This window comes from Clostridium sp. CM74B_53 (assembly GCF_036318045.1).
Classification (GTDB): Bacteria; Bacillota; Clostridia; order Lachnospirales; family Lachnospiraceae; genus Pilosibacter.
This window is the reverse complement of record NZ_JAWQDE010000003.1, coordinates 201780-219404: the sequence shown is the minus strand read 5'-3', so window position 1 is coordinate 219404 and position 17625 is coordinate 201780. Positions and strand designations below refer to the sequence as shown.

The 17625-nt window shown below is 51.5% G+C and carries 12 protein-coding genes; 8 read left to right on the top strand and 4 right to left on the bottom strand.

Going from position 1 to position 17625, the window contains the following annotated elements:
• The first annotated feature begins 202 nt into the window (after nucleotides 1–202).
• Entirely contained in the window at nucleotides 203–3676 is a 3474-nt protein-coding gene (addB, locus tag V2546_RS03975) for a helicase-exonuclease AddAB subunit AddB (protein WP_329751598.1), read from the top strand.
• A complete protein-coding gene (gene addA / locus V2546_RS03970; RefSeq protein ID WP_329751597.1) occupies nucleotides 3676–7422 on the top strand; it encodes a helicase-exonuclease AddAB subunit AddA in 3747 nt (1248 codons plus the stop codon). The genes addB and addA overlap by 1 nt, the downstream gene beginning before the upstream one ends.
• Before the next feature lie 260 nt (nucleotides 7423–7682).
• Here addA and V2546_RS03965 read toward each other — a convergent pair whose 3' ends face one another.
• Complete coding sequence (locus V2546_RS03965) at nucleotides 7683–8303, bottom strand: hypothetical protein (protein ID WP_118298539.1); 621 nt, start codon at nucleotides 8301–8303, stop codon at nucleotides 7683–7685.
• Nucleotides 8304–8582: 279 nt separating this feature from the next.
• Between V2546_RS03965 and V2546_RS03960 the strand changes: the two genes are divergently transcribed.
• From V2546_RS03960 to V2546_RS03945, 4 genes are all read left to right on the top strand, one after another.
• Nucleotides 8583–9116, top strand: coding sequence for a dihydrofolate reductase (locus V2546_RS03960; RefSeq protein ID WP_118529390.1), 534 nt, complete (start codon nucleotides 8583–8585; stop codon nucleotides 9114–9116).
• 230 nt (nucleotides 9117–9346) lie between these two features.
• A complete protein-coding gene (locus tag V2546_RS03955; RefSeq protein WP_118529391.1) occupies nucleotides 9347–10234 on the top strand; it encodes a sulfide/dihydroorotate dehydrogenase-like FAD/NAD-binding protein in 888 nt (295 codons plus the stop codon).
• Between the two features lie 22 nt (nucleotides 10235–10256).
• On the top strand, nucleotides 10257–11651 hold the full coding sequence (gene gltA / locus V2546_RS03950) for an NADPH-dependent glutamate synthase (RefSeq protein WP_142411048.1): 1395 nt from the start codon (nucleotides 10257–10259) through the stop codon (nucleotides 11649–11651).
• A gap of 189 nt (nucleotides 11652–11840) precedes the next feature.
• Complete coding sequence (locus V2546_RS03945) at nucleotides 11841–13223, top strand: MATE family efflux transporter (protein ID WP_118529393.1); 1383 nt, start codon at nucleotides 11841–11843, stop codon at nucleotides 13221–13223.
• A gap of 267 nt (nucleotides 13224–13490) precedes the next feature.
• On the opposite strand, the gene V2546_RS03940 is transcribed toward V2546_RS03945, so the two are convergent.
• Together V2546_RS03940 and V2546_RS03935 are read right to left on the bottom strand one after the other, a co-directional pair.
• The gene (locus V2546_RS03940; RefSeq protein WP_118298533.1) at nucleotides 13491–14510 is read right to left on the bottom strand and encodes a GGGtGRT protein; all 1020 of its coding nucleotides are present in this window, start codon (nucleotides 14508–14510) and stop codon (nucleotides 13491–13493) included.
• Nucleotides 14511–14529: 19 nt separating this feature from the next.
• Entirely contained in the window at nucleotides 14530–15222 is a 693-nt protein-coding gene (locus tag V2546_RS03935) for an iron-sulfur cluster assembly scaffold protein (RefSeq protein WP_118298532.1), read from the bottom strand.
• A gap of 407 nt (nucleotides 15223–15629) precedes the next feature.
• On the opposite strand from V2546_RS03935, the gene V2546_RS03930 reads away from it, so the two are divergent.
• Complete coding sequence (locus V2546_RS03930; RefSeq protein WP_329751596.1) at nucleotides 15630–15872, top strand: acyl carrier protein; 243 nt, start codon at nucleotides 15630–15632, stop codon at nucleotides 15870–15872.
• Between the two features lie 81 nt (nucleotides 15873–15953).
• On the top strand, nucleotides 15954–16607 hold the full coding sequence (locus V2546_RS03925; protein ID WP_329751595.1) for an endonuclease III: 654 nt from the start codon (nucleotides 15954–15956) through the stop codon (nucleotides 16605–16607).
• Nucleotides 16608–16764: 157 nt separating this feature from the next.
• Here V2546_RS03925 and V2546_RS03920 read toward each other — a convergent pair whose 3' ends face one another.
• The gene (locus tag V2546_RS03920; protein WP_118529482.1) at nucleotides 16765–17610 is read right to left on the bottom strand and encodes a D-amino acid aminotransferase; all 846 of its coding nucleotides are present in this window, start codon (nucleotides 17608–17610) and stop codon (nucleotides 16765–16767) included.
• Nucleotides 17611–17625: the final 15 nt, after the last annotated feature.

The window sequence follows — 17625 nt, the reverse complement described above, 5'->3', positions numbered from 1 at the left end:
ATCCTTTTGGGGATGGTTTGTATTAATCATATGAGAGCGGATGAGAAAAAATACATGGCATTCCTTTTGCATGGCCCGGAGCATGGGCCGGAAGCCGGACAAAAAACTTGACATTTTTGTCCGGAACATATACGGTTTACATATCTGAAATTGAATAATGCCTGACCGGCGGAAATGCGGTCAGGGAGCAGGAGGACATAGAATGGGATTGTGCATGGTGATGGGCGGTTCCGGAGCCGGGAAAACAGAATATATCTATAGGAAGATCATCGAGCTGTCCATGAAGGAGCCGGATGGCCGTTTTTTTGTGGTGACGCCTGAACAGGCGACGATGCAGGCCCAGAAGGAGATCGTGAGACTGCATCCGAATCATGGAACGATGAACATTGATGTTGTGAGCTTTGAACGTCTGGCTTACCGGATTTTTTCAGAACTGTCGATTCCGCAGCCGGAGGTCCTGGACGATACGGGAAAAAATATGATCCTGCGGAAACTTGCGGGGGAGAAGAAGGACGAACTTACCATGTTTTCGTCTCATCTGAACCGCCCGGGGTTTATCGGGGAGATCAAGTCCATGCTCTCGGAACTCTACCAGTACGGGGCAACTCCGGAAGACCTTAAGATCCAGTCGGCAGGAGACGGTGTCGGTCAGATCCTTTCGGCAAAGCTCTCCGACATGGAGGTGATCTTTGAGGCATTCCGGGAGTTCACAAAGGAAAAGTACATTACTCTGGAGGAACTTTTGGATGTGCTCTGTCAGGTGGCGGAGCGGTCGGAGCTTTTAAAGGACAGTGTTATGGTTCTCGACGGGTATACAGGTTTTACCCCGATCCAGTACCGGCTGATCGGAATCCTGTTAAAAATCTGCCGGGATCTCTTTGTGACGGTTTCTGCGACAATGGAGCCGGGACTGGATCTTTCTGCGGAGTCCGATGAGACCGATCTCTTTGATATGAGCAGGAAGATGACCGGAAAACTGAAAAAACTGGCGGAAGAAAACGGCATAAAAATCTACCGCGATCTGATCTTTTACAAACGTCCGCTGGTGCGCTTCCGGAACAGTCCTGCGCTCGACCATCTGGAACGGACGTTTTTCCGTTATCCGTATCCCAGATACCGCGGCGGCACGGAAGAAATCCTTCTCGTGCAGGCGAAAAATCCTGAGGACGAGGCAGACTTTATAACAAACAGGATCGAGACTCTTGTAAAAAAGAACGGATACCGGTATCGCGATATTGCTCTGGTATGCGGGGATCTTCCGGGATACAGCCGTGAGATCACCAAGAGCTTTGAGGAAAACGGGATCCCGCTTTTCCTCGATGAGAACCGGGATGTCTCCGGAAATCCACTGATCCGCCTGATCCAGAGTGCTCTCGATATCCTGCAGAAAGGATTTGATTACGAGAGCATGTTCCGATATCTCCGAACGGGACTTGTAACAGATCAGACTGAGAAAGTGGACCGGATGGAAATCTATGTGCGTGCGATGGGAATCCGCGGCTTTGCCAAATGGGATGCAGTCTGGGACCGGACGTTTGATGGCGGAGAAAATCTGAATCTTCTTGAAATGAATGCTTTTAAAGAGGAGATCATGGCGCCGCTGCGGCTGCTCCGGGAACAGTGTGGCGGCCGGGGAGTTCCGGTAAAGACAGTCACGGATGCACTGGCGGAGCTTCTGGAGATGCTCGGCGCGGAGGAAAAGCTGGAAAAACTGTCGGAGCAGTTTAAAACTTGCGGTATGGACCGCGAGGCGAGAGAGTATGAGAAAATTTTCGGTCTTGTCACGGAACTCTTTGAGAAATTTAAAAGTCTCCTGGGGGACGAATATGTGGCCAGAAGAGAGTACGCGGAGATCCTCTCCGCCGGTTTTTCAGAACTTTCTGTCGGGATGATCCCTGCAGGCGCGGACCGTGTGGTCTGCGGAGACTTAAAGAGAACACGTCTCGACAAGATCAAAGTCCTCTTTTTCCTCGGAGTCAGCCAGGGAATTGTTCCGGCGGACCATTCAAAGGGCGGACTATTTACCGACAATGAGAGGGAGATCTTAAAAAAGAATTCCATGGAGCTTGCACCGACCGCCAGGGAAGAGGGCTTTATGGAGCGGTTTTATCTGTATCTCATGATGACAAAGCCGTCCGACCAGCTGATCCTCTCCTGGCCGGCGGTGACGGCGGAAGGAAAAGAGATCCGTCCATCCGGCATGATCGGGGAGATGAAAAAGAGATTCCCGGATCTTGTGATCCATGAGAGCGGGGAGGAGAAATGTCCGGATGTATCCGTGACGGCAGCAAAAAAATCCGTGCTTTCCTGGCTGCAGGAGCCGGAGAAAATGATGGATCCGGCGCAGGAAGAGCCGAGAGTGCTTTACCGCTTTCTCTCCTCGGAGAAAGAGACGGAGGCCGAGATGGAAAATCTTGCAAAAGCTGTCGCCTATTCTTATAAAAAAGGAGAGATCGGCAGAACGGCTGCGCGGGAACTCTATGGGACGCTGCTTCGGGGAAGTGTCACGAGAATGGAGGGATATGCGGCATGTGCCTATTCCCACTTCCTGAATCACGGACTTGGACTGCGTGCAGGAAAAGAGTATGAGCTCGATCTTTCCGATATGGGAAATCTGTTTCACCAGTCGCTCGATACGTTTTTCAGAAATATCCGGGATCACGGGAAGGATTTCAGAACGATCACGGATGCGGAGCGGCGGACTCTGGTAAGAAAAGCGGTGGAGGAGGTTTCTGCAAAGTACCGAAATACGATCATGAAAAGCTCTGCGAGAAATGCATATCTCGAAAAGAAAGTGGAGAGGATCACGGACCGGACCGTGCGGGCACTGATCTACCAGATCCGGAAGGGCGATTTTGAGCCGGAAGAGTTCGAGGTAGATGTCAGCACGAGGATCCCGCTGAAAGATGGGGAGGCGCTGAATCTCCGGGGAAGGATCGACCGGATGGATGTGTTTGAGGATGAGGATAAGGTCTATGTGAAGATCATGGATTACAAATCGGGAAGCACATCCTTTGATCTGGCGCTTTTATATCACGGACTGCAGCTTCAGCTCGTGGTCTATATGGATGCGGCGCTGAAAATGCAGGAAAACCGGCATCCGGGGAAGCAGGCGGTCCCGGCCGGGATCTTTTATTATCATATCGATGACCCTGTGATCGACCGCGAGGACGGGATGACGGACGAGGAGATCGAAGCCGGGATCCTGCGCAGGCTCAGAATGAACGGACTCGTGAACAGCAGTCTGGATGTGATCCGCCATATGGACCGGGACATCGAAAAGGAATCCGATGTGATCCCGGTTGCGTTAAAGGACGGATATGTCCAGGAGGTAAAGTCCTCTGTTGCCGGGGGAAAGCGGTTTGCCAGACTTGCAGATTTTGTGAACGGACAGCTGAAGACTATGGGAGGTGAGATCCTGGACGGAAATGTGGCGGTCAATCCGTATAAACAGGGAAACAGGACAGCATGTGACTATTGTCCATACCACAGTGTCTGCGGATTTGATCTGAAGACAGACGGATATGGATTCCGCCGTTTCCGCCCGATGAAGGCGGAGGAGATCTGGAAGGAGATTGATCCGGAGGAATCAGATGAAAATGAGACAGAGGAACAGGAAAGCGGAAACAGAAAACCGGAACCGGGGAGACGCAAGGACGGAGAGGAGAAGATGTGATGGCGACAACATGGACGGATGAACAGTTACAGGTCATTGAGACGAGGCATAAGAATCTTCTTGTCTCTGCGGCCGCAGGAAGCGGAAAGACTGCGGTCCTCGTTGAGAGAATCATCCGCATGATCACAGATCCGGATCAGCCGGTGGACATTGACAGACTGCTCGTCATGACGTTCACCAACGCGGCAGCCGCGGAGATGCGGGAGCGTGTGGAGACGGCTCTCGGATCACTTCTCGACGAAGACCCGGGAAATAAAAATCTGGAACGGCAGAGCACGCTGATCCACCATGCGAAGATCACCACGATCGACAGCTTCTGCCTGAATCTACTGAGAGAACACTTCCACGAGCTGGATCTGGATCCGGGATTCCGGGTGGCGGACGAAGGCGAACTTCTGCTCTTAAAAGCCGATGTGATGAAAGAGCTCCTGGAGGAATATTACGGGAGAGAAGATGAGCGGTTCCTGCAGTTTGTGGACACTTATGCGTCAGGGCGGACGGACGGAGGTCTCGAGGACTATATTTTAAAAGTATGGGAGTTTTCACAGAGTAATCCGTGGCCGGGAGAGTGGATCGCCGCCTGCCGGGACGAGCTTTCGGAGAGCAGTGAGGAAAGTTCCGGGGAAAAAGGCGGAAAGGAACCGGCCTGGATGAAATTCCTGATCCGGGATGTGGGACGCCAGGCGGAGGAATTTCTGGATGGTCTTTATGAGGCAGCAGAACTTGCCGCTGAGGAGGACGGACCGCAGGCGTATGCCCCGATGCTGGCGGAAGATATCCGGGCAATGGAAATACTGAAAGAAGCGGAGACTTACCGGGAGATCGCAGATGGGATTGCCGGACTGAAATTCGGACGTCTGGCGGCTGTCAGGGGAAAACAGGTGGATCCGGAGAAGAAAGAGCGGGCGGCAGCGCTCAGAAATGCCGCAAAGGACGGCATCAAAAAGATGAAAGCCCTTTATCTTCCGGGTGATGTGGATTCTGTGTTTTCCGACATGGATGCCTGCCGGGGACCGATCCGGATGCTTCTGGAACTTGCGGAAGAGTTTTCCGCCAGGTTCCAGGAGGCAAAAGAAGAAAAGAATCTGGTGGATTTCAATGACCTGGAACATTTTGCACTCGAAATCCTTACAGGCGGCAGTCCGGATCACAGACCGGGAGCAGTGGCGGATGAACTTTCGGGAATCTATGAAGAAATTCTCGTAGATGAGTATCAGGACAGCAATGAGGTCCAGGAGACACTGATCCGCTGTGTATCCAGAGAACGGTTCGGGACACCGAATGTTTTTATGGTCGGCGATGTGAAGCAGAGCATCTATAAGTTCCGACTGGCGAAGCCGGAGCTTTTTCTGGAAAAATATGAATCTTACGGGGATGAGGATGATCTGTACCAGAAGATCGAGCTCCATAAAAATTTCCGGAGCCGACGGGAGGTCCTTGAAAGCATCAATGATGTGTTTTATCAGATCATGACAAAGCAGTTGGGAAATATCTGCTACACGGACGATGCGGCCCTGTATGCGGGAGCAATATTTCCGGAAACGCCCAAAGAAGGCCAGGCAAAGACGGAGGTCCTGCTCTTAAATACGGGAGATCCTCTTTTTGACGGCATGGATGAGGAAAAAGCGGATTACACAGCACGGGAAGCGGAGGCGAGACTGATCGCTGCAAAGATCCGCGAGCTGACTGATCCGGAATCCGGAATGCAGATCTATAACGGAAAGACCGGGCAGTATGAACGATTAAAGAAAAAGGATATCGTGATCCTTCTGCGGAGTCTTTCCGGATGGTCGGAGGAATTTTTAAGTGTTCTCGGTGCAGCAGGAATCCCGGCGTATGCGGAGTCCAGGACTGGGTATTTTACAGCGGTGGAAGTTGAGACGATGTTAAATATGCTGGCGCTCATCGACAATCCGATGCAGGACATCCCGTTAGCCGGAGTGCTGAAATCTCCGATCGGCGGAATGAAGGACCGGGAGCTTGCCATTGTGATGGCGGACTTTAAGCGGGATGCGGATCGCGGGGAAGATATCGGATTCTATGGGGCAGTGAAGCACTATCTGGAAAAACATGGGAAACATGATGAAACGATGGCATCGGTCCGGACCGGGGAAGAGAGCGAAGAAGAGACAATCTTCCGGAAGCTGCAGACCTTTATGGATCTGCTTGCGGAGCTTCGGAGAGAATCCCTGTATCTTCCGGTCTCCAGACTGATCGGCCGTATCTTTGATCGGACAGGATACGACAAATATGCGGCTGCCATGCCGGCCGGGAAGACTCGGCAGGCAAACCTTGCCATGCTGGTACAGAAGGCGGAAGATTATGAGAAAACAAGCTATCAGGGGCTGTTTGACTTTATCCGCTATATCGAAAAACTGAAGAAATACAACACGGATTTCGGAGAGGCATCCCGGTCCGGGGAACATGATGATGCGGTGCGGATCATGAGCATCCACAAAAGTAAAGGACTGGAGTTCCCGGTCGTATTCCTCGCCGGATGCGGAAAAAAATTTAACCGCCAGGATGCAAGAGGGCGGATCCTGATCGACGAAGAGCTCGGGATCGCGGCAGATTTTCTGGATCCGGTGAAGAAAGTCAAAGCGCCTACTTTAAAGAAAAATGTGCTCGCAAGGCGCTCCAACCTCGAAAACATGGGGGAGGAGCTGAGAATCCTCTATGTCGCGATGACGCGTGCAAAAGAAAAGCTCATCATCACGGCGGGGGACAAGTACCTGGAGAACAAGATCGAAAAATGGGGAATGACCGGATCAGTGGGAGCACTGCCGTTTACCGTGCTGAGCGCGGCGTCCTCCTATCTGGACTGGATCTTGATGGCAGCCGGGGGCGCAAAAAGAACGATCGATGTGAAAAATGTCCCGATGAAGGATCTCCTTGTGGAGGAAGAAAAAAATCAGGAAGAGAAGGCAAAACTTTACCTGGAACTGGAACAACTCCGCGGGGAAAAGCCGGAAAAAATTCCGGAACTGATTCGGAAACCGTATCCGTTTGAGACAGATCTTTCCCTGCATGCGAAGATGTCCGTCTCGGAACTGAAGATGCAGGGACAGTTCACGGATGATGCGGAAAGCGCGTTCCTGGTCCGTTCGGAGCGGGAAGATCCGGCGGAAGAAACGGAACGGGGGCCAGAGGGAGAGCCGGAGAAATCTCCGGAAGCGGAAGAACGTCTGTCTGCCGCTGAGAAGAGGGCACGTCAGAAACAGGCAACAGACCGAGGTACCGCCTGCCACCGGATGCTGGAACTGATCCATTTTTCGGATATTTCCGGGTATGAGGATGTGAAAAAAGAATTTGACCGGGTTCTCTCTGAAAAGAGAATGCAGCCGGATGCGGTCCGCCTGGTGTCACCCGGCATGATCGCGAAGTTTTTCCGGTCCGGGATCGCCGGCCGGATGAAGATGGCAGACAGGCAGGGAAAACTGAGAAAAGAGAGCCAGTTTATCCTTGGAATTCCGGCCCGGGAGATGAAAGCGGCGGATTCGAATGAACTCGTTCTGATTCAGGGAATCATCGATGCATGGTTTGAGGAGAAGGACGGACTTGTGATCGTAGACTATAAAACCGACAGAGTGAAGGAAGGGGAAGAACAGACTCTTCTGGACCATTATCAGGTCCAGCTTCAGTATTATGCCCGGGCGCTCTCCCAGATCACAGGAAAAAGAGTGAAGGAAGCGGTCATCTATTCCCTGACGATCCAGAAGGAGATAAACGTACCGATCGGGCAGTAGAGAAGGCAGCTGCGAAAGGCTGCCGGAGCTGACTGAAAAGGAAGGCTGCATAAAAAAGACTGCCCGATGTTGTGAAAAAAGGTTACTTTTCACGGGTAGGAATTTTCTGAACTGAAAATTCCGTATGATACCGTTGTGGTCGCGGATTTTGCCGATGCTTCGCATTCCAAATCGGCAAAATCCTGTTACAGTACGCGGGCATGGAGTGACCGTGTACTGTAACGAAAAAAGCGCCGGGCAGTCTTTTTATGCAAACTTATTTATTCCGCGATGATCAGCTCTTTCGCATACGGGAGAGATGCGATCCAGTCGCAGAAGGTGTGCCACTCGGTGAGCTTATGATTCTTTCTCGCGTGATAGATGTTCACGAGAGTCTCATAGTTCATCGTGCAGGTGCGCATCTGGTTGTAGCTGGACGGGAGGAGCTGGATCATATCGTACCAGTCCTCTTTGTTCTTGCCCTCGTTCATGTATTTCAGGCGGATCTGCTCAAGGCGGTCCACAACGGTCTGCATGTAGGCGAGAGTGTCCGGAGTCATATGGTCGTGGCTGAAATCGTCGATGTCGAACGGTTTGGAATGGATCTTGTGCATGGTACTCGTGGAGTTTGCGACGGTCGCCACTTTGTAGGTATCATATTCCTTCCACCAGTAGAGCGGAGCTGTAATGTCCACGGAGACGAAGATCTGGCGGATGAATTTGCGGTGGTCGCTTCCGGCCATGCGGAGACGTTTCGCAAGATCGATGTCATTCGGGCCGAAGACGAAATTTCCATCCTCATCGTAGCTGCTGTCCATGCGTGCCCAGCTGTTCATCGGGTTTCTTGCGCCGCGCATGGCGTTCTCGAAATTCATGACGCTTGTGCGTTCAAATTTTATCATAATGGGTGTTCTCCTTCATAAAAAAGTCTGGCGGAAGAGAAAGCAGCGGAAGGATTTTCCAACCGCCTGTCCTGCGCCGGATGCTTTCCCTATTATAACGGGTTTTGTGGGAGGATACAAGATGAAAATTAGGAGGATCACATGCTTTTTGGGCTGTTCTTCTGGGCAGATCGGGAATGCGGATATGACAGCTTGCGATTCAGGCGTCTTTTCGCTATAATAGGGAAAAAAGAAAGAAGAGTGGCTTTGCCATCAATCAATATAAAGGAGGAAACAGCCATGAATATCATTGCGGCGGTGGATAAACACTGGGCGATCGGAAACAGGGGGAAACTTCTGGTGACGATCCCGGATGACCAGAAGCTTTTCCGTGAGGAGACAAAAGGAAAAGTGATCGTCATGGGAAGAAAGACGCTGGAAAGTCTTCCGGGCGGGCAGCCGTTAGCGGGGAGAGTCAATGTCGTTCTCACGAGAGACGAGTCTTACAGGGCAAAGGGGTGTGAGATCTTTCATGATCTCTCTTCAGCCATGGAATATTTAAAACAGTTTGCGTCGGAGAATATCTACATTATCGGCGGCGCGGAGATCTACAGGGCGTTCCTGCCGTACTGCGACACGGCCCACATCACATGGATCGACTACGAGTACATGGCGGATACATGGTTCCCGGATCTCGACAAAGATCCGGACTGGGAAGTGACGGCGGACAGCGATGAGCAGACGTATTTCGACCTTTGCTATGAATTCCGGCGGTATGAGCGCACGGGAAAGAAGGCTCTGGCACTGGGAGAAAAAACAGATTCTTTGCTGTGACGCGTAAAAGTGATACAGAAATGCAGAAAAAACGCAAAACCGGAAGAATCGATGTTGCGTATCTGACTAAAAAATGTTACACTGAACTCAGTGTGTGTCAGTGACTTTGCAGACCCAGCTCCGATGGAGGGCGGGAGAATGATCTGAAAAGTTCTGTGTTGCAATCTGATTTCAGCTGCCGGAAAAGTCTTTTCGGCGGAACATGTTTGAGAAAACAGGAGGTATGGGATATGTATCCTATTTTAGAGGCAAAAAAGCTTGCGGATAAGATCTATCTGATGGTCGTAAAAGCTCCGAGAATTTCCGCAAACTGCAAACCTGGTGAGTTTGTGATCGTAAAGATCGATGAGAAAGGCGAGCGTATTCCGCTTACGATCTGCGATTATGACCGCGAGAAGGAGACGATCACGATCGTATTCCAGACAGTCGGTGCGTCCACAGAGCGTATGTCCACATTACAGGTCGGAGATTCCTTCCGTGATGTTGTCGGACCGCTCGGAAACCCGTCTGATTTCGTAAAAGAAGACATCGAAGAATTAAAGAAGAAAAAATATCTGTTCGTTGCGGGCGGTGTCGGAACAGCTCCGGTATATCCGCAGGTAAAATGGTTAAAAGAACATGGGATCGACGCTGACGTCATCATGGGATCCAAGACAAAAGATCTCCTGATCCTCGAGGACGAGATGAAGGCGGTTGCCGGAAACCTCTATGTGACGACCGATGACGGTTCCTACGGACATAAAGGAATGGTTACCGAGGTCATCAAAGAACTCGTAAATGAGCAGGGAAAGAAATATGACGTCTGTGTTGCGATCGGACCGATGATCATGATGAAATTCGTATGTCTCCTGACAAAGGAGCTTGAGATCCCGACAGTCGTAAGCTTAAACCCGATCATGGTAGACGGAACCGGAATGTGCGGTGCATGCCGTGTGACGGTTGACGGAAAGGTAAAATTTGCCTGTGTTGACGGACCGGAATTTGACGGACATGCCGTAAACTTTGATGAGGCAATGAAACGCCAGCAGATGTACAAGACAGAAGAAGGCCGTGCCCTTTTAAAACTCCGTGAGGGCGAAACCCACCACGGCGGATGCGGAAACTGCGGCAACGATTGATCGGTGATATGGAGGAAATGACATGGATGGAATGAAGAAAGTCCCGGTAAGAGAACAGGAGCCGAAGGTTCGCGCAACGAACTTTGAGGAGGTCTGTTACGGATATAATGAGGAAGAGGCTGTCGCTGAGGCGTCCAGATGCTTAAACTGCAAAAACGCGAGATGCGTTCAGGGATGCCCGGTCAAGATCGATATTCCGGCATTTGTAAAAGAAGTAAAAGAAGGAAACTATGCTGAGGCTGCAAAGGTGATCGGAAAATCTTCCGCACTCCCGGCTGTCTGCGGCCGTGTGTGCCCGCAGGAGAGCCAGTGTGAAGGCCAGTGCGTCCGCGGCATCAAGGGCGAGGCTGTTTCCATCGGTAAACTTGAGCGTTTTGTTGCCGACTGGTCCAGAGAGAACGGGATCGTTCCGGAAAAGCCGGAGAAGACAAACGGCATCAAGGTCGCTGTCATCGGTTCCGGCCCGTCCGGACTTACCTGTGCAGGCGATCTCGCGAAACTTGGCTATGAAGTAACGATCTTCGAGGCACTTCACGAGCCGGGCGGAGTTTTAACATACGGAATTCCGGAGTTCCGTCTTCCGAAACAGGGCGTTGTACAGCCGGAGATCGAGAACGTGAAGAAACTCGGCGTTGACATCGAGACAAACGTAATTATCGGCAAGTCTGTAACCGTTGACGAGTTGATGGACGAAGAGGGCTACAAGGCAGTCTTCATCGGTTCCGGTGCCGGTCTTCCGAGATTTATGGGAATCCCGGGCGAGAACGCAAACGGCGTATTCTCCGCAAACGAGTACCTGACAAGAAGCAACCTTATGAAGGCGTTCCGCGACGATTATGACACACCGATCGCTGCTGGTAAGAAAGTTGCTGTTGTCGGCGGTGGAAACGTAGCGATGGACGCAGCGAGAACGGCTCTCCGTCTCGGTGCAGAGGTTCATATCGTATACAGAAGAAGTGAGGCAGAGCTTCCGGCAAGAGCAGAGGAAGTTCACCATGCAAAAGAAGAGGGGATCATCTTCAATCTCTTAACGAACCCGACTGAGATCCTGACCGATGAAAAGGGCTGGGTAAAAGGCATGGTCGTAAGAAAGATGGAACTTGGCGAGCCGGATGCATCCGGAAGACGCCGTCCGGTCGAGATCGAAGGTTCCGATTATACGATCGATGTTGATACGGTCATCATGGCGCTCGGTACTTCCCCGAACCCGCTGATCTCCTCCACAACAGGCGGACTTGAGATCAACAAACATAAATGCATCGTTGCGGATGAGTCGAACGGAAAGACTTCCCGTGAGGGCGTATTTGCAGGTGGAGATGCTGTGACAGGTGCTGCTACCGTTATTCTTGCCATGGAGGCAGGAAAAGCAGGAGCGCGCGGAATCCACGAGTATCTGAGCGGTAAGAAAGCTGAATAAAAAGAGTTGTGCCTGACGGAGTGCAGATGCGTTCCGAAAGGCACCTGCTTGAGTCATCATGACAGAAAGAGCTGCCGTTGGAAGGGGATTCTTCCGCAGGCGGCTCTTTATACTATCTGGCCCGGGGGCGGCAGGATGGGACAGCCGCACCTTTTGCAGAGTTAATATACGAAATGGAGGAAAAAGAACATGAAGAGCCCCATGACCCAGGAACAACGCTACATAAAAATGACGGAAACCCCGATCTCCCGGCTGATCCCGAGCCTGGCGATCCCGACGATCATCAGTATGCTGGTGACTTCCATCTACAACATGGCGGATACATTTTTCGTGAGCCGGATCGGCACGAGTGCATCGGCGGCCGTCGGCGTGAGTTATTCGTTGATGTCCATGATCCAGGCACTTGGATTTACGCTCGGAATGGGAAGCGGAAACTATCTATCGCGGGTCCTCGGAAGCAGGGATGAGGAGAAAGCAGAGCGGATCGCTTCCACCGGCTTTTATTCCGCGATCCTGATCGGGCTCCTGTTCGCGGTCGTGTGTCTGCCGAATCTTGATGTGCTCGTGAGACTTTTAGGAGCTACGGACACGATCGCTCCTTACGCAAAGGATTATGCAAAGTATATCCTGATCGCGGCCCCGGTCATGACAGGGTCGCTGGCAATGAATAACCTGCTCCGTTTCCAGGGACTGGCTGTCTACGCGATGATCGGGATCACGACCGGAGGCATCTTAAATATGATCCTGGACCCGATCTTTATCTTTGGACTGGATCTCGGGATCTCCGGCGCCGCACTTGCGACTGCACTCAGCCAGTGCATCAGTTTCGGGATCCTGTTTTTCCAGAGTCTTTTGAGAAAGGACTGTGTGCACCTGAAACCGGGAAAAATCACGCTTTCTTTAGCCCTCTACGGTGAGATCCTTCACGGCGGGATCCCGTCCCTCTGCCGTCAGGGGATCGCGAGCATTGCGACTGCTGCGCTGAACCTTGCGGCAAACCCATTTGGGGATGCGGCGATCGCGGCTCTCTCCATCGTGAGCAGGTATATGATGTTCATCGGCTCCGCCATGATCGGATTCGGACAGGGATTCCAGCCGGTCTGCGGCTTCAATTTCGGTGCGAAGCGGTATGACAGAGTCCTGGAGTCCTTCTGGTTCTGTGTGAAGGTCTCGGTTGTCTTTCTGGCAGTTCTTGCAGTCGGAAGTTTTGTCGGTGCGCCGCAGATCATGCGTGCATTCCGGAAAGAGGACCTCGATGTGATCGAGATCGGGACCTGGGCGATGCGGTTCCAGTGCGTCACCCTGCCGCTGTCCGCCTGGATCGTCATGTCCAACATGATGACCCAGACGATCGGATACGGGTTCCGCGCATCACTTGTCGCGTCCGGCCGCCAGGGACTTTTCCTGATCCCGGCGCTCTTCATCCTTCCGTCCGCATTCGGGATCCGCGGACTGCAGTTATGCCAGCCGGTCGCAGATGCGCTGACATTTGTCCTGGGCGTGGTGATCGTTCTTGGAATTTTGAGGGAACTGAAGGAAAAGCAGAGAGAAGAAGTGCAGATGCAGCAGTAAAGGAATCCTGGACGAGGCGCAATTGCTGTTTCAAAAAGACGGAAATTTCTGAACCGGAGATTCTGCAAGATACGGTTGAGCGTGAAGTTTTTGATGATGTCAACAAGTGAAAACACGATTCGCGGTTTTTCCCTTGTTATCGCGACAGTCGCCAAGGTCTCGTGCAAGCGCGGACTTTGGTTCGTTGTTCGCATAAATAGAAAAGCCCGGGGAATTATGATCCCCGGGTTTTTCGTATGATGCTTCGCAAGGAAGCGCCTGATTTTTTTAGAATTTACCTTCATCAGCAGCCTGCTGTACAGAAACAGCAACAGCAACGGTAGCGCCGACCATCGGGTTGTTGCCCATACCGATCAGACCCATCATCTCAACGTGAGCCGGAACGGAGGAGGAACCTGCGAACTGTGCGTCGGAGTGCATACGTCCCATGGTATCTGTCATACCGTAGGAAGCCGGACCTGCTGCCATGTTATCCGGGTGAAGAGTACGGCCTGTGCCGCCGCCGGATGCTACGGAGAAGTACTTCTTGCCTTTCTCTACGCATTCCTTCTTGTATGTACCTGCAACCGGATGCTGGAAACGGGTCGGGTTGGTGGAGTTACCGGTGATGGAAACGTCTACGCCCTCTTTCCACATGATCGCAACGCCCTCTGTTACGTCGTTAGCGCCGTAGCAGTTTACTTTTGCACGCGGGCTCTCCGGATCTGTGGAGTAGCATTTGCGGAAAACTTCCTCAACTTCGCCTGTGTAGTAGTTCATCTTTGTCTCAACATAAGTAAAGCCGTTGATACGGGAGATGATCTGTGCAGCGTCTTTTCCGAGACCGTTTAAGATAACACGGAGCGGTTTTTTACGAACTTTGTTTGCTTTCTCAGCGATACCGATCGCGCCCTCAGCGGCTGCGAAGGACTCGTGACCTGCGAGGAAGCAGAAGCAGTCTGTGTCCTCTTCCAGGAGCATTTTTCCGAGGTTGCCGTGTCCGAGACCAACTTTTCTCTGGTCAGCAACGGAACCCGGGATACAGAAAGCCTGAAGACCTTCACCGATCGCAGCAGCAGCGTCTGCGGCACGGCGGCAGTTCTTCTTGATCGCGATCGCAGCGCCTACTGTGTAAGCCCAGCATGCGTTCTCGAAACAGATCGGCTGGATCTTCTTTACCTGGTCATATACGTTAAGGCCTGCATCCTTTGTGATCTTCTCAGCTTCTTCAATGGATGCGATGCCATAGCTGTTTAAAACGGAATTGATCTTGTCAATTCTTCTCTCATAGGATTCAAATAATGCCATTGTTTTCTTCTCCTTCCAATCATTCCTGACGCGGGTCAATGATCTTCACTGCATCTGCTACGCGGCCGTACTGACCTTTTGCTTTTTCGTAAGCAGTTGTCGGATCGTCGCCTTTTTTGATGAAGTCGGTCATCTTGCCGAGGTTTACAAACTGGTAGCCGATGATCTGGTCATCAGCGTCAAGAGCGATACCGGTAACATAACCTTCTGCCATCTCGAGGTAACGCGGACCTTTCTTTAAAGTACCGTACATCGTACCAACCTGGGAACGAAGACCTTTACCGAGATCCTCAAGACCAGCGCCGATCGGAAGACCTTCCTCGGAGAATGCACTCTGGGTTCTTCCGTAAACGATCTGGAGGAAGAGCTCTCTCATTGCTGTATTGATCGCATCACAGACAAGGTCTGTGTTTAATGCTTCAAGAATTGTTCTGCCCGGAAGGATCTCTGCTGCCATAGCTGCGGAGTGAGTCATACCGGAACATCCGATGGTTTCCACAAGAGCCTCCTGAATGATACCTTCCTTTACATTCAGGGTCAGCTTACAGGCACCCTGCTGCGGAGCGCACCAGCCAATACCGTGTGTCAGACCGGAAATATCTTTGATTTCCTTGGACTGTACCCATTTCGCTTCCTCCGGGATCGGAGCTGCGCCATGGTTTACGCCCTGCGCAACCGTGCACATCTGTTCTACTTCATGTGAATAAATCATGTTGAGACTCCTTTCAATATATGGTTTTTAATGCTCGTTAAAAAAATCACATCATACCCGTTCCATTTTCTCACAAAAATGAAGTTTCGTCCATACCTTTTTCCAAAATATTCAGGTTTTGGGAAGGAATTTCAACAGAAAAAAGAACCTCCCCGGGTAGGAATAAGAATGGGATTTCTTATTGCGAAACACATTCTATATAGCGGAAAAACGATGGATCAAACCAATGAAATCCTGTTCATACAGGAGAAGAGAAAAGAGATTGTAAACCCGGGATTTCAGCGTTATACTAAAAGGAACGAAATGTGATCGGGGCGGCGGTCAGATCCTGCCTGGTGCGGGAAACGATCGGCGGCTCATGTAAAAAATAACGAGGTGGATCAATGAACCTTCATGAGGATGCAAAGATGAAAATCGAACGGAAGGAAGAGCAGAAACTGGAAATTCTCGGAGAGATCCTGGAAGCGTATGTCGATACGCCGATCAAAAAGGATGCGTTTCTGATCGGAGATCTTGGTCTCGATTCCTTTCTGATTGTATATTTTATATCGGAAGTAGACGACCGTTTCGGCGCTGCGATCGAGATGCCGGAACATGTGGAGTATATGACGGTCCAGGATGTGCTGGATCAGTTAAACGGGAGAAAGTGACCGGCCAAAAAGGCGTGAAGCCGCAGCCGAATACCGGAAAGCGGCTCGTACAGCAGAACCGGAGGACAGGAGAAAATACATATGGAAAAAACACTGGAAGAGAAAAAAGAACTTGCTGCGAAGGTGATCGCGGCATTAAAAAAAGAGTATCCGGATGCGGACTGTACGCTGGATTACAACGAAGCTTGGAAACTTTTGGTCAGCGTGCGCCTGGCGGCCCAGTGCACGGATGCGAGAGTCAATGTGGTCGTTCAGGATCTCTATAAAAAATTCCCGGATGTGAAATCGCTGGCGGAAGCGGATGTGAACGAGATCGAGGAGATCGTCCGTCCCTGCGGACTCGGGAAGAGCAAGGCGCGCGATATCAGCGCCTGCATGAAGATCCTCTGGGAACAGTATCGTGGAAATGTGCCGGATGACTTTGACGCACTCTTAAAACTCCCGGGCGTCGGAAGAAAGAGCGCGAACCTCATCATGGGTGATGTCTTCGGAAAACCGGCGATCGTCACCGATACCCACTGCATCCGCCTGACAAACAGGATTGGTCTCGTGGACGGGATCAAGGACCCGAAAAAAGTTGAGATGGCGCTCTGGAAGATCATTCCGCCGGAGGAAGGAAATGATTTCTGCCACCGCCTCGTGGAACATGGACGGGCTGTCTGCACTGCGCGAACAAAGCCGTACTGTGACAGGTGCTGCCTGGCGGAGTTCTGCGAGAAGAACGGGGTCGAGTAAAGAAGGTCTGAACTGCCATGAATCCGAACGGAACTATCGGTGGCAGATCGTGTAAATGAATATAAAGAAAGGTCAGAATGGAAAGGCGTCCATTCTGACCTTTTTGGTATCAGGATTCGTTTTTGCGATCGTGCAGTGGGAAATCAGGAACTCTGACCTAGTTTGCCGTCTCGTTCTCAAATTTCTCCATGTATTTTTCCTGAATCAGCTTTACGAGTTCCGGAGCTTTTCCGCCGATCGGAGTTCCGTTCATCTCGCAAGCCGGAGAACAGAATTTTGTGGAGCTGGAGACGATGATCTCATCGGCATCCATGAGTTCCGCCATTGTGAACGGTGTCTCATCGACCGGGATCCCGTTGTCTTTGCAGATCTGGATGATATGCATTCTTGTGATGCCCGGGAGGATGTAGTGGTCGGTCGGGTGAGTCTTGAAGATCCCGTCTTTGATGATGGAGACATTGCTGTGGGCGCACTCGGTGACAACATCGCCGCGGTGGAAGACGCATTCCCCGCATCCCATGGACTCGGCTTTCTCAGCAGCCATAACGTTCACAAGGAGGTTTAAGGTCTTGATGTTGCAGTGAAGGAACCGGGTATCCTCAACATCGGTGAGCTTCAGGCGTTTGCTGGAATCTGCCGGTTTTCCCGGTTTCATAAAGATCCAGAGATTCGGCTTTGTGCCTTTTTCCGGGAACTGGTGCTGGCGGATGCCGGTTCCGCGGGTCATCTGCCAGTAGATGAAGATATCGCTGTCGTCCATCTTCGCGAGCATGTCATAGAGGATCGCGGTCAGTTCTTCCCGTGTATAAGGAATCTCGATCCTGAGAAGGCCCGCACTGTTGAAAAAGCGGTCGAGATGTTCTTTTAAGGCGAAGATCTTTCCGTTTCTTGCAAGTGTTGCTTCATATACACCGTCCCCGAAGTAGCAGGCACGGTCATTCATCGGCACGGTCATCTCCTCGAGAGGACCGAATTTCCCATTGTAATATCCAAGTGTTTTCATAATGATTTCCTCCTG

Coding starts and splice junctions, on each gene's coding strand:
- addB (WP_329751598.1), top strand. CDS start 203: ATGGGATTGTGCATGGTGATGGGCGGTTCCGGAGCCGGGAAAACAGAA.
- addA (WP_329751597.1), top strand. CDS start 3,676: ATGGCGACAACATGGACGGATGAACAGTTACAGGTCATTGAGACGAGG.
- V2546_RS03965 (WP_118298539.1), bottom strand. CDS start 8,303: ATGATAAAATTTGAACGCACAAGCGTCATGAATTTCGAGAACGCCATG.
- V2546_RS03960 (WP_118529390.1), top strand. CDS start 8,583: ATGAATATCATTGCGGCGGTGGATAAACACTGGGCGATCGGAAACAGG.
- V2546_RS03955 (WP_118529391.1), top strand. CDS start 9,347: ATGTATCCTATTTTAGAGGCAAAAAAGCTTGCGGATAAGATCTATCTG.
- gltA (WP_142411048.1), top strand. CDS start 10,257: ATGGATGGAATGAAGAAAGTCCCGGTAAGAGAACAGGAGCCGAAGGTT.
- V2546_RS03945 (WP_118529393.1), top strand. CDS start 11,841: ATGAAGAGCCCCATGACCCAGGAACAACGCTACATAAAAATGACGGAA.
- V2546_RS03940 (WP_118298533.1), bottom strand. CDS start 14,510: ATGGCATTATTTGAATCCTATGAGAGAAGAATTGACAAGATCAATTCC.
- V2546_RS03935 (WP_118298532.1), bottom strand. CDS start 15,222: ATGATTTATTCACATGAAGTAGAACAGATGTGCACGGTTGCGCAGGGC.
- V2546_RS03930 (WP_329751596.1), top strand. CDS start 15,630: ATGAAAATCGAACGGAAGGAAGAGCAGAAACTGGAAATTCTCGGAGAG.
- V2546_RS03925 (WP_329751595.1), top strand. CDS start 15,954: ATGGAAAAAACACTGGAAGAGAAAAAAGAACTTGCTGCGAAGGTGATC.
- V2546_RS03920 (WP_118529482.1), bottom strand. CDS start 17,610: ATGAAAACACTTGGATATTACAATGGGAAATTCGGTCCTCTCGAGGAG.